Genomic DNA, 12,108 nt, shown 5'->3' with positions numbered 1-12,108 from the left:
GACGTATTAAACTAATACGATAAGAAAGTATTTTTGTAACGACTTAAAATTAAGTGTATGGAAAATAGAAACGGCGATTTAGTGAGCGCGCAAATTTCGGTAGCCGGGAACGTGGATTTTTCCGGTGGCAACTTCCGAATGGACACGCCTTTTTGCTTAAAAAACGATGGCGAAGCGGCGATAGTATTGGAAGTAAACCTTTGGGGAATGCCCGAAGGCGAATTTATAAGCACGCGCTTTGAAACGGGATGGAACCCCGAAATTATCAGAGAGATAAAAGAAACGAGTTCAGCAACCGCCCTGATTTGGGGCTATTAAAAATTATAACTATGGGTTTAATTATTGCAGCGGGCAACACAAAGCCCGCGTTTCCTTATGATTACTATTACGGCGTAAAGATTAATATAAACGTGGCAGATACCGCGTTAGAACGCGTAGGAAGATCGGAACTACATGTTTCGCTCCCGGTTCAATCCCTTATGCGCCGTTGTTTGCTTAACGATGCCGGGCAGGTTGTTACCTACCTTCATCAAACCGACAGTACGAAGACGGACACCGGGGCAGCGGCAGACCTTACCGGAGCTTCCGGCATGGTAATGGTAGAAATACCGAAGCACTACCGTAAGTTTGAATTTGACGGTACTACGTTTACCTGCCTTATATCACAATACCAACTACCGGGCTTTATCGAAGTGCCGAAGATGTACCGGAGCGCATACGAAGCCACGATAGACAGAACTTTATCAGCTACGCCCAAACTTGCCAGTGTGGTAAATACTACGGCTGCTTTCCGGGGCGGAAACAATAATACGGCATGGGACGGAACTTATAGAACCCTCTTAGGTCGTCCAGCTACACAAACGAGCCTTACCAACTTCCGAAAATACGCACGTAACAGAGGTGCAGCCGGATTGAACAGCGCAGGATGGAACTGCGATTTATACGCGGCACAAAACGCGACCTATTGGCTTTACGTGATTGAATACGCTAACCTTAACTGCCAGCTTGATTTTAACGCGCAACCTACGAGCGAAGGGTACAAGCAAGGCGGGTTAGGCGCAGGCGTTACGACGCTTAACAGTACAAAGTGGAACACCTTCAACAGCTACTATCCGTTTGTGCCATGCGGTACTACCAATTCATTGGGTAACGCTTCGGGTGTGGTAGAATACACCATGCCGGACGAATACGACACGGGCGTAGTTACCAAAGTAAAAGTACCTTCATACCGAGGAATAGAAAACCCGTTCGGGCATGTTTGGAGTTGGACGGACGGATGCAAATGCGCCATTGAATCAGACGCGGACGGCGGCATCAGTTCTTTCTATACTTGCGATAACCCGGCGAACTACCAAGATACAAACTATGACAATTACGTAAAACGTGGCGAACTTCCACGCAAGGAAGGTTATGTTAAGCGCATGATGATAGGCGAATACGGGGAAAATATGCCTACGGAAGTGGGCGCAGGTTCTACTACCTACTTTGCCGACTACTTCTATACCAACATACCAGCCAGTGGCGTAGCGCAAAGGGGTGTCTTGTTCGGCGGTAATGCGTATAACGGCGCGAATGCCGGGCTTTCGTGCGCGTATTCGTATAACACGGCTACGAATACGAATGCGTTTATCGGCTCTCGGCTTTGCTTTATCCCCGCCGCGTAATACGTTACGAAACGAAATGTTTAATAATTAAAAATACAAGAAAATGACTTCAAACAATAATAGCACAGATGACGGTAGCCTTTCGTTCTTGAACATCCAGCCGGACGAAGCGAACAAACATTTCAACTGCCCGGAAACCACCCAGCAGAAACTAATCAATTTGCAGTTTTGGTTAATTGATTTTATCGAAGACGTGAAAACGAAATTCGGTGCGAACCGTTTCCTCGTGAAAATAAAGTTCAAGAAGGACGACCCCGAAAGCGAAGCAAAGAAGTTCTTCACAAATTCCAGCGAAATAAAATACATTTTGCAGGAAATAAAGAAGCGTAACGCCTTCCCGCGAAAGGTAACTATGCGGGCTTCGGGAACGCGCTATTATTTTGAGTAGGAAGATTTTCACGGTTGTTTGCCCTTCGGGTGTCTTGTTCGGCGGTAATGCGAATAACAGCGCGAATGCCGGGCTTTCGTACGCGAATACGAATAACACGGCTACGAATACGAATGCGAATATCGGCTCTCAGCTATACTGATTTTTTTGTAAAGCTAATAAGGACAAAGACCGCGCCGGAAGGCGGAAAATATTAACCATTAACGGGGTTTGGTAGGGAAACCGAAGAACACCATTTAATCAGCAAAGAAATTACTATGAAAAGGTTAGGCAACCTTTACGACAAAATAATAAGTTTGGATAATTTGCACCTTGCGGACGAACGCGCCCGCAAGGGCAAACTACATTCCTACGGCGTAAAGTTACACGACCGCAACAAGGAAGCCAACCTTTTGTCTTTGCACGAAGCACTGAAAGCAGGAACTTACAGAACTTCGGAATATAGTACCTTTACGATATACGAGCCTAAAGAACGCGAGATTTTCCGTTTGCCATACTTTCCCGACCGGATTGTACATCACGCCGTAATGAACATTTTAGAGCCTATATGGGTGTCTATTTTCACGGCGGACACTTATAGCTGCATCAAAGGGCGTGGCATACAAGCGGCGGCAAATAAGTTAAGGCACGTTATCGACAGAGATAAGGCAGGCTGCGCGTATTGCTTGAAAATAGACATACGCAAATTTTACCCTTCCATAGACCACACCGTACTAAAATCCATTGTTCGCCGGAAGATTAAGGACACACGGCTACTCAACCTTTTGGACGAAATTATAGACAGTGCGGAAGGCTTACCGATTGGCAACTACCTTAGCCAATATTTAGCAAATCTTGTACTTACCTACTTCGACCATTGGGTAAAGGAAGTAAAGCGGGTAAGGTACTATTTCAGATACGCCGACGACATTGTAGTATTACATAGCGACAAAAAGACGCTTCACGCTTTGCTGGCAGAGTTTGAAAGCTATTTGGCGGCTAACGTAAAGCTGGAAATCAAACAGAACAAACAAGTCTTTCCGGTGGCACGCGACCACCGCGACAGCTTCGGGCGTGGTATTGATTTCTTGGGCTATGTATTCTATTTGAACGAAACACGGCTTAGGAAGCGTATCAAACAGAACCTTTGCCGTAAGATAGCTAAATTACGGAAACGGAAGAAACCGTTAAGTGAGGATGAATTTAAGCAGACGTTAGCCGCGTGGTGGGGTTGGGCTAAATACAGCGACAGCGAATATTTAATTAACAAGTTAAACAAAATTACACCTTATGAAATCAAGTTCAGACGTTAGACCCGCGATTATTTTACCGTTGGGTAATGGTTCTTACCACTATAACTACAACATAGTGGAAGAAAAGGTAGAAGACCCGGAAACGGGCGAAAAGACCGTTTACAACTACGATACGGTACAGGTTTGGCAGAAGCCGGACTACGAAAACCTTACACGTGCGGTTATCCGTAGCGAAATAGACGAAACCGAAGAATTTTCTTTGATTAACGACTATTACGCCGCACAGTTGGGTATAGAAACGGACGAAGACCGCAAAGCGAAAGCAGTAGCGGACTATAAAGCACACCTTAGCAGGGTTATTGCTATCAAAACTATGGTAAAGAACGATTTATTAACGGAAGGTTACTAATATGTTGGAATTGATACAGCAAGAAGACTGGCACGGTTTGACGGTTTACGTGGCGGTACGTGTAGCCATTGTGCTGATTTGCTGGGTATTCTTGGCGATGGCTACTTTCATAGATATGTACTACGGGCGCAAGGCGGCGAAGGCGGCAGGGGAAGGACTGCGAAGCAGGAAATACCGCCGGACGTTCAACAAAATCGGGGACTACATACGGGTTATGGTATTCGCCCTCATGTTTGACTTTTTAGCCGGATTGTTCACGTGGTACGTCGCTCCATTTGCTACCGTTGTCTATACTATCAGCGCGGTATTGATAGAATTTATTTCCGTACGCGAGAAGCTGCAAAAAATCAAAGTAAACGCGGCGGAAGTACCGGACATAATACGGCAGATTGTGCAGGCGGCAAGCGCAAAGGACGCGGAAAAAATTGTAGAGTTGATAACGAATAAACATTCAGAAAATGGCACGGATTGAAATATTATCCCCCTTTATTTTAAGTTGGGAAGGTGGATTTACCAACCACCCGGCAGACAAAGGCGGAGCAACTAACAAAGGGGTAACTATCGCCACTTGGAAAGCCGTAGGGTACGACAAAGACGGTGACGGCGATATAGATGTGGAAGATTTGCGTTTGATAACCGAAGAAGACGCGGTTAGTCGCGTGATGAAGCCGCACTATTGGGACAGATGGAAGGCAGACCGGATAAAAAGCCAGTCCGTCGCCAACTTGGTAGTGGATTGGGTTTGGGCTTCGGGAAAGAACGGCATTACCGGGGTACAGCGAATTTTAGGGGTAAGCGTGGACGGCATAGTAGGCGAAAAGACCTTAGCCGCGATGAACGGAAGGAACGCCCGCGAACTGTTTGCAGACATAAAACGCGCCCGTATTTCCTTTATTGAAGGAATTATAAAGCGCGACCCTTCGCAGATGGTTTTCAAGAAAGGGTGGTTATCCCGGCTTAATTGTATAAACTACGGAAGCCTTACCCTTAACAAGAAGGGGAAGGACAAAGTTCTAAATTTCACAGACGTATGAGAAGATTTGTTTTAGCCATGCTTTCCCTATTCTTGCTTCTGTTGGTTTTCGGGTGCGCAAGTACCCGAAGTACCCGTAAGGGAAAGCTGGCGGCGGAAAGCCAGCTAACAGCAACTACGGAAGGAAGCCGGAGAACGGAAGACCGGACAACCACCAACACTACGGCTACTACCGGAAGCAACGAGAAGCAAAACATAGTTATAGAGTTTACAAAAGTTGAGTATTACCCGGAAGGACAAAAGCCGAACCGCTTTGCAGAACAGTTTCAAAAAGCCGACAGCGCGTTTAATGAAGACATGCGTAAGGCATTGGAAATGGCAAACGGAGAGCCAACCCGGAAAGCCAGCGAAACGGCAGAAGGGCAATCAGATACCCCCCTGCGGCATAATACGGATTTGTTCCCGGCTATTGAAGGATTGAAGAAACCGCCTAACGTAAAGTCGCTGACTACCGGACGCATCGTTATAAACGGCGATAAGCAAAAAAAGACAGAAACAAACGTTACTACCGCTACGGAAACGGAAGTTACCGAAACGCAGAAGACGACGGCGGAAGCGGAAACAAAGGAAACCGCGCAGACCGAAGAAGAAAAGTACCCGAAAACGAACCCGTTTCTTTGGGTACTTAGCGGGATAGGGTTAGCGGCGGTTCTTGCGGCGGGCTTTTACATTCGCTATAAAATTGTTAAAAATAGAAGGTAAGCCGAGAGTTCCGGCAGCAAAACAGACAAAAAACACCCGGAAAAGTGAATAACGGGTACTTTTCCGGGTGCTTTTTATAAAACTTCCTTATTATAAGTGTTATACGCGGTGCGTACGGGACTCGAACCCGTGACCCCATGCGTGACAGGCATGTATTCTAACCAACTGAACTAACGCACCAAATTTTAATTGGATTAACTCATTTATATTTCTCTCTGCTTCTTAGTGAAAGAAGCGGTGCGTACGGGACTCGAACCCGTGACCCCATGCGTGACAGGCATGTATTCTAACCAACTGAACTAACGCACCAGAATTTCAATTTATTAATCTGCATCTCTCTCGATTGCGGGTGCAAAGGTAGTTGTTTTTTGTAAACCTGCAAGCGTTTTGAGAAAAGTTTTTTTCAAGAAAAAACAAGAAAAATGCTTAGTGTCTCATTTTGAGTACTTTTGTAATGAAAAAAAATATTCGTTTTTCTTCTCTTCGGATAGTGACGGTATCTGATCGTTATAGTGACGCTATCACGATGGAATACCGTCACTATCCGAAGGCAATGGCGTCACTATCCTAAAGTTTGTCATTCTTTTCATTGAAAATAACTCTCGATATCTTTCTATCTGTAAGAAATCACCGTTTTTATATCAACTTTCTGCTTGAATAATTCGTAATTTTGCAATAAATCGTTATTTTTGCGGACTAAAATTAGAAAGGTAGAAAATAATCTGCCTAGAATCGTTAATTAGTAGAAAGAATGATGACAACAGCCAAACTGTTATTGCACTGTCCCGACAAACCGGGAATCCTAGCGGAAGTGACAGACTTTATTACGGTAAACAAAGGAAATATTATCTATTTGGATCAGTATGTAGATCATGTAGAGAACATCTTCTTCATGCGTATTGAATGGGAACTGAAAGATTTTCTGGTTCCACAGGAAAAAATTGAAGATTATTTCAGAACACTCTACGGGCAAAAATATGAAATGGATTTTCGTCTTTATTTCTCTGATGTAAAACCACGTATGGCTATTTTCGTATCCAAGCTGTCACACTGTCTTTTCGATATGTTAGCCCGGTATACGGCAGGAGAGTGGAATGTAGAGATACCTCTTATTATAAGTAATCATCCGGATTTGCAGCACGTGGCAGAACGTTTCGGAATTCCTTTCTATCTGTTCCCTATCACCAAGGAGACGAAAGAAGAACAGGAGCGCAAAGAGATGGAATTGCTTGCCAAACATAAGATTACATTTATTGTATTGGCACGCTATATGCAGGTGATCTCCGAACAGATGATTAATGCTTATCCGAATAAGATTATCAATATTCATCATTCTTTCCTTCCTGCGTTTGTAGGGGCGAAGCCTTATCACGCAGCTTTCCAGAGAGGGGTGAAAATTATTGGTGCAACTAGTCATTATGTAACGACAGAGCTGGATGCCGGACCGATTATTGAACAGGATGTAGTGCGCATTACTCATAAAGATGCTATTGAAGACCTCGTAAATAAAGGAAAGGATTTGGAAAAAATCGTTCTTTCGCGTGCAGTGCAGAAGCACATCGAGCGCAAAGTTTTGGCTTATAAAAATAAAACAGTAATATTTAGCTGATGAAAGTAGCAGTTGTAAAATACAATGCCGGCAATATTCGTTCTGTGGATTATGCTTTAAAGCGGTTGGGGGTAGAAGCGGTGATTACTGCTGATAAAGAAGAACTCCAATCGGCCGATAAAGTTATTTTTCCCGGAGTGGGAGAGGCGGAAACTACCATGAACCACTTGAAGGCAACGGGACTGGACGAACTGATTAAGAATCTCCGTCAGCCTGTATTTGGAATTTGTCTCGGCATGCAGTTGATGTGCCGGCATTCCGAAGAAGGAGAAGTCGATTGTTTGAATATCTTTGATGTGGATGTGAAACGTTTTGTCCCGCAGAAACATGAGGATAAAGTGCCGCACATGGGATGGAACACCATTGGAAAAACGAATAGCAAATTGTTTGAAGGGTTCACCGAAGAAGAGTTTGTCTATTTTGTGCATAGCTTCTATGTGCCGACCTGCGACTTTACTGCTGCTACAACTGACTATATTCACCCGTTCAGTGCTGCGCTCCATAAAGATAACTTTTATGCTACCCAGTTCCATCCGGAAAAAAGTGGTAAGACAGGAGAGAAGATTCTGACAAACTTTTTAAACCTCTAAGATACAAATAGTAAATAGATGATAGAAATTATTCCAGCCATTGATATTATTGATGGAAAGTGCGTACGCCTTTCCCAGGGAGATTACGATAGTAAAAAGGTGTATAATGAGAACCCGGTGGAAGTTGCAAAGGAGTTTGAAGCGAACGGTGTTCGCAGGCTTCATGTGGTAGACTTGGACGGTGCTGCTTCTCATCATGTCGTTAACTATCGGGTGTTGGAACAGATTGCTGTACGCACTTCTCTTGTCATAGATTTTGGTGGAGGAGTAAAGAGTGATGAAGATTTGAAAATTGCTTTTGAGAGCGGTGCGCAGATGGTAACCGGAGGAAGCATTGCAGTGAAAGATCCGGAATTATTCTGTCATTGGCTGGAAATATACGGCAGTGAGAAGATTATTTTGGGGGCAGATGTAAAAGAACATAAGATAGCCGTCAATGGTTGGAAAGATGAAAGTGCCTGTGAACTTTTTCCATTTCTCGAAAATTATATAGATAAAGGTATACGAAAAGTAATCTGTACGGATATTAGCTGTGACGGAATGTTGAGTGGCCCTTCTATCGATTTGTATAAAGAGGTGTTGGCAAAATTCCCTGACCTTTATCTGATGGCTAGTGGCGGGGTGAGCAAGATGGATGATATTGTAGCCTTGGATGAGGCCGGTGTTCCCGGAGTTATTTTCGGTAAGGCATTATACGAAGGACATATCACCTTACAAGATTTGAGAATCTTTCTGTAATGAGCGTATCGGAATAAATAAGATACCTTTATTATAAGGAAGATAAGAATCGAGCTTCAGGAATATAGGTTATAAATTGTTGAACAATAAATAAAATAGGATTGTGTTAGCAAAAAGAATAGTACCTTGTCTGGATATAAAAGACGGACAAACCGTGAAAGGAACGAATTTTGTCAACTTGCGCCAAGCCGGTGATCCGGTGGAGCTAGGTCGTGCTTACAGTGAACAGGGAGCGGATGAACTTGTTTTCCTGGACATTACTGCAAGCCATGAAGGACGTAAGACTTTTACGGAATTGGTAAAACGGATTGCTGCTAATATCAATATCCCATTTACCGTAGGTGGTGGAATCAATGAATTAAGTGATGTAGACCGTCTGCTGAATGCAGGGGCAGATAAGATTTCTATCAATTCTTCCGCTATCCGCAATCCCCGGTTGGTTGACGAGATAGCAAAGAATTTCGGCTCACAAGTTTGTGTGTTGGCTGTAGATGCCAAACAGACCGAAAACGGTTGGAAATGTTACCTGAACGGAGGACGCATCGAAACGGATAAAGATCTGTTCGAGTGGACTAAAGAAGCACAGGAACGCGGAGCAGGAGAAATACTCTTCACAAGCATGAATCACGATGGTGTAAAAGCCGGTTATGCAAATGAAGCACTTGCCGCTTTAGCGGATCAACTCTTTATTCCCATCATAGCTTCGGGAGGTGCGGGCTGTAAGGAGCACTTCCGTGATGTCTTTTTACAGGGAAAGGCAGATGCTGCATTGGCTGCCAGTGTTTTTCACTTCGGAGAAATTAAAATTCCCGAATTAAAATCGTATCTTTGCGGCGAAGGAATTACCATCAGGGGGTGAGGCACCCCGGCCGGGTTTTCCTGCGGATGGATTATATAGTCAGATAAATATAGGAACTGTCTGCAAAAGAATTCCGTAGGCGAATAGGTAGTAATTGTAAATTGGAATAGTAATTAGAACTTATATAAAAATGGAATTGGATTTCGATAAAATGAACGGACTCGTTCCGGCTATCATACAGGACAACGAGACACGTAAGGTCTTGATGCTGGGTTTCATGAATAAAGAAGCTTATGATAAAACGGTGGAAACCGGAAAAGTTACATTCTTTAGCCGTACGAAGAATCGTTTATGGACAAAAGGTGAAGAAAGCGGTAACTTCCTTCATGTTGTATCTATAAAGGCTGATTGCGACAATGATACATTATTGATTCAAGTAGATCCGGTAGGTCCTGTGTGTCATACAGGCACAGATACTTGTTGGGGGGAGAAAAACGAAGAACCAGTCATGTTCCTGAAAGCATTGCAGGACTTCATAGACAAGCGTCACGAAGAGATGCCCGAAGGTTCTTATACGACCAGTCTGTTTGAGTCGGGAATCAATAAGATAGCTCAAAAAGTAGGTGAGGAAGCTGTGGAAACAGTGATCGAAGCAACGAACGGTACTGACGAACGTTTGATCTACGAAGGAGCCGACCTCATTTATCACATGATTGTATTGCTTGCTTCAAAAGGCTATCGCATCGAAGATCTTGCACGTGAACTGCAGGAAAGACATAGCAGTACCTGGAAGAAGCATTAATAAGTAAAGATTAGAAATTAAAAATTAAAACGGGAGTCGGCATGGATGACGGGGCGTTGATACAATATAAGAACGTAGAAATCCATCAACAGGAACTCTGTGTGCTAAGTGATGTAAATCTGGAATTGCACAAAGGAGAGTTTGTCTATTTGATCGGAAAAGTAGGCTCGGGAAAAACGAGTCTGCTTAAGACTCTTTATGGCGAACTGGACGTAATTGACGGTGAAGCGGAAGTGCTGGGTTATAATATGCGATCTATCAAACGTAAGCATATCCCGCAACTGCGCCGCAAGTTAGGCATTGTATTCCAGGATTTTCAGCTGCTTACAGACCGTACTGTATATAATAACCTGGAATTTGTGCTTCGTGCCACAGGCTGGAAAAACAAACAGGAGATACAGGATCGTATTGAAGAAGTGCTTCAACTGGTGGGAATGTCCAACAAAGGTTATAAACTTCCGAACGAACTTTCCGGTGGCGAACAGCAGCGCATTGTGATTGCACGTGCCGTACTCAATTCTCCGGCTATCATCCTGGCGGATGAACCAACCGGAAATCTGGATGTGGAAACAGGTAAAGCCATCGTTGAATTGTTGCACAATATCTGCGAATCCGGCTCATCGGTAGTGATGACGACGCACAATTTGCAACTGTTGAAAGATTATCCGGGCAGGGTATATCGTTGTGCCGACCATCAGATTGTAGATGTGACTGATGAATATATGCCCAGACAGAGAACAATAGAAATAGATTTAAATATAGATAACTAAAACAGTAACGAAAATGAAAGTTTTAAAGTTTGGAGGAACTTCCGTAGGTTCTGCTCAGCGCATGAAGGAAGTAGCCAAATTGATTACCGATGGTGAACAGAAGATTGTTGTTCTTTCTGCTATGTCAGGAACAACAAACACATTGGTGGAAATTTCGGACTATCTGTATAAGAAGAATCCGGAGGGTGCCAACGAGATTATTAATAAGCTGGAAGCAAAATATAAACAGCATATTGATGAGCTTTTTGCAACCCAGGAATATAAACAGAAAGGTCTTGAAGTTGTCAAATCCCACTTCGACTACATCCGCTCCTATACTAAAGACCTTTTCACTTTGTTCGAAGAGAAAGTGGTTTTGGCACAGGGAGAGCTTATCTCTACGGCGATGGTAAACTTTTACCTGCAGGAATGCGGTGTGAAGTCCGTGTTGCTTCCGGCTTTGGAATTCATGCGTACTGATAAGAACGCAGAACCGGACCCCGTATATATTAAGGATAAATTGCGTGCTCAATTGGATCTTTATCCGGATACGGAAATCTACATTACGCAAGGTTTCATCTGCCGCAATGCTTACGGTGAGATAGACAACCTGCAACGTGGTGGTAGCGACTACACCGCTTCTCTGATCGGAGCAGCAGTGAACGCTTCCGAAATCCAGATCTGGACAGATATCGACGGTATGCACAATAACGACCCGCGTATTGTTGACAAGACCGCTCCGGTACGCCAGCTGCACTTCGAAGAAGCAGCCGAGTTGGCTTACTTCGGTGCAAAGATTCTGCACCCTACTTGTATCCAGCCGGCTAAATATGCCAATATCCCTGTCCGCTTGTTGAACACAATGGATCCGGAGGCTCCGGGCACACTGATTTCTAACGATACGGAAAAAGGCAAGATTAAGGCAGTAGCTGCAAAAGATAACATCACTGCTATTAAGATTAAATCCAGCCGCATGTTATTGGCTCATGGTTTCTTGCGTAAGGTGTTCGAAATCTTCGAAAGCTATCAGACATCTATCGATATGATCTGTACGTCAGAAGTCGGTGTATCTGTTACGATAGATAACACGAAACATCTTAATGAGATTCTGGACGACCTGAAGAAATACGGAACAGTAACCGTTGATAAAGAAATGTGTATCATCTGCGTTGTAGGTGACCTTGAATGGGAAAATGTCGGTTTTGAAGCAAAAGCACTCGATGCGATGCGCGATATACCGGTGCGAATGATCTCGTTTGGAGGAAGTAACTATAACATCTCCTTCCTCATTCGGGAGTGTGATAAGAAAGTAGCTTTACAATCGTTGAGCGATATGCTTTTCAACGGCAAATAATTCCACAAATAATACGAGCGCTTTTACCGAACTGATAAA

Annotated in this window: 15 protein-coding genes and 2 tRNA genes; 15 read left to right on the top strand and 2 right to left on the bottom strand. The window is 43.9% G+C overall.

The annotated features are described in order from the left end of the window. Window positions 1-57: 57 nt before the first annotated feature. From N5O98_RS13415 to N5O98_RS13380, 8 genes are all read left to right on the top strand, one after another. Window positions 58-318 (top strand): hypothetical protein, encoded by a 261-nt coding sequence (locus N5O98_RS13415; RefSeq protein ID WP_038610232.1) that lies wholly within the window; start codon window positions 58-60, stop codon window positions 316-318. Between the two features lie 11 nt (window positions 319-329). After that, window positions 330-1,664, top strand: coding sequence for a hypothetical protein (locus N5O98_RS13410; protein ID WP_269495727.1), 1,335 nt, complete (start codon window positions 330-332; stop codon window positions 1,662-1,664). A gap of 43 nt (window positions 1,665-1,707) precedes the next feature. Further along, window positions 1,708-2,052, top strand: coding sequence for a hypothetical protein (locus N5O98_RS13405; protein WP_016274329.1), 345 nt, complete (start codon window positions 1,708-1,710; stop codon window positions 2,050-2,052). Between the two features lie 257 nt (window positions 2,053-2,309). After that, window positions 2,310-3,344, top strand: a complete 1,035-nt coding sequence (locus tag N5O98_RS13400) for a reverse transcriptase/maturase family protein (RefSeq protein ID WP_038610239.1) — start codon at window positions 2,310-2,312, stop codon at window positions 3,342-3,344. Then, entirely contained in the window at window positions 3,322-3,693 is a 372-nt protein-coding gene (locus N5O98_RS13395; protein WP_038610242.1) for a hypothetical protein, read from the top strand. Before N5O98_RS13400 ends, N5O98_RS13395 begins: the two co-directional genes overlap by 23 nt. Window position 3,694: 1 nt before the next feature. After that, window positions 3,695-4,165, top strand: coding sequence for a phage holin family protein (locus N5O98_RS13390; RefSeq protein WP_016274332.1), 471 nt, complete (start codon window positions 3,695-3,697; stop codon window positions 4,163-4,165). Beyond that, window positions 4,152-4,727, top strand: a complete 576-nt coding sequence (locus N5O98_RS13385) for a glycoside hydrolase family 108 protein (RefSeq protein WP_038610245.1) — start codon at window positions 4,152-4,154, stop codon at window positions 4,725-4,727. The genes N5O98_RS13390 and N5O98_RS13385 overlap by 14 nt, the downstream gene beginning before the upstream one ends. Then, window positions 4,724-5,428, top strand: a complete 705-nt coding sequence (locus N5O98_RS13380; protein ID WP_038610247.1) for a hypothetical protein — start codon at window positions 4,724-4,726, stop codon at window positions 5,426-5,428. Before N5O98_RS13385 ends, N5O98_RS13380 begins: the two co-directional genes overlap by 4 nt. Window positions 5,429-5,534: 106 nt before the next feature. On the opposite strand, the gene N5O98_RS13375 is transcribed toward N5O98_RS13380, so the two are convergent. Together N5O98_RS13375 and N5O98_RS13370 are read right to left on the bottom strand one after the other, a co-directional pair. Further along, window positions 5,535-5,608 (bottom strand) — tRNA-Asp (locus N5O98_RS13375). Window positions 5,609-5,663: 55 nt separating this feature from the next. Beyond that, window positions 5,664-5,737: transfer RNA gene (locus tag N5O98_RS13370), tRNA-Asp, on the bottom strand. Between the two features lie 442 nt (window positions 5,738-6,179). On the opposite strand from N5O98_RS13370, the gene purU reads away from it, so the two are divergent. The 7 genes from purU to N5O98_RS13335 all read left to right on the top strand — a co-directional run bounded on the left by purU (window position 6,180) and on the right by N5O98_RS13335 (window position 12,069). Then, window positions 6,180-7,037: a formyltetrahydrofolate deformylase gene (purU, locus tag N5O98_RS13365; protein WP_004297049.1), complete on the top strand. Its 858-nt coding sequence runs from the start codon at window positions 6,180-6,182 to the stop codon at window positions 7,035-7,037. After that, a complete protein-coding gene (gene hisH / locus N5O98_RS13360) occupies window positions 7,037-7,627 on the top strand; it encodes an imidazole glycerol phosphate synthase subunit HisH (protein WP_004297048.1) in 591 nt (196 codons plus the stop codon). The genes purU and hisH overlap by 1 nt, the downstream gene beginning before the upstream one ends. Window positions 7,628-7,645: 18 nt before the next feature. Continuing rightward, entirely contained in the window at window positions 7,646-8,365 is a 720-nt protein-coding gene (gene hisA, locus N5O98_RS13355) for a 1-(5-phosphoribosyl)-5-[(5-phosphoribosylamino)methylideneamino]imidazole-4-carboxamide isomerase (protein WP_004311504.1), read from the top strand. 103 nt (window positions 8,366-8,468) lie between these two features. Continuing rightward, window positions 8,469-9,224 (top strand): imidazole glycerol phosphate synthase subunit HisF, encoded by a 756-nt coding sequence (gene hisF, locus N5O98_RS13350; protein WP_004311503.1) that lies wholly within the window; start codon window positions 8,469-8,471, stop codon window positions 9,222-9,224. 130 nt (window positions 9,225-9,354) lie between these two features. After that, complete coding sequence (gene hisIE / locus N5O98_RS13345; RefSeq protein ID WP_004304029.1) at window positions 9,355-9,966, top strand: bifunctional phosphoribosyl-AMP cyclohydrolase/phosphoribosyl-ATP diphosphatase HisIE; 612 nt, start codon at window positions 9,355-9,357, stop codon at window positions 9,964-9,966. A gap of 41 nt (window positions 9,967-10,007) precedes the next feature. Beyond that, entirely contained in the window at window positions 10,008-10,736 is a 729-nt protein-coding gene (locus N5O98_RS13340) for a cell division ATP-binding protein FtsE (protein WP_004304028.1), read from the top strand. A gap of 13 nt (window positions 10,737-10,749) precedes the next feature. Beyond that, on the top strand, window positions 10,750-12,069 hold the full coding sequence (locus tag N5O98_RS13335; protein ID WP_004304027.1) for an aspartate kinase: 1,320 nt from the start codon (window positions 10,750-10,752) through the stop codon (window positions 12,067-12,069). Window positions 12,070-12,108: the final 39 nt, after the last annotated feature.

It is taken from the genome of Bacteroides sp. LFL-34, from assembly GCF_027257075.1.
Taxonomy (GTDB): Bacteria; Bacteroidota; Bacteroidia; order Bacteroidales; family Bacteroidaceae; genus Bacteroides; species Bacteroides ovatus.
Note: the sequence above shows the minus strand (reverse complement) of the source record. Positions and strands in the feature narration are given on the sequence as shown.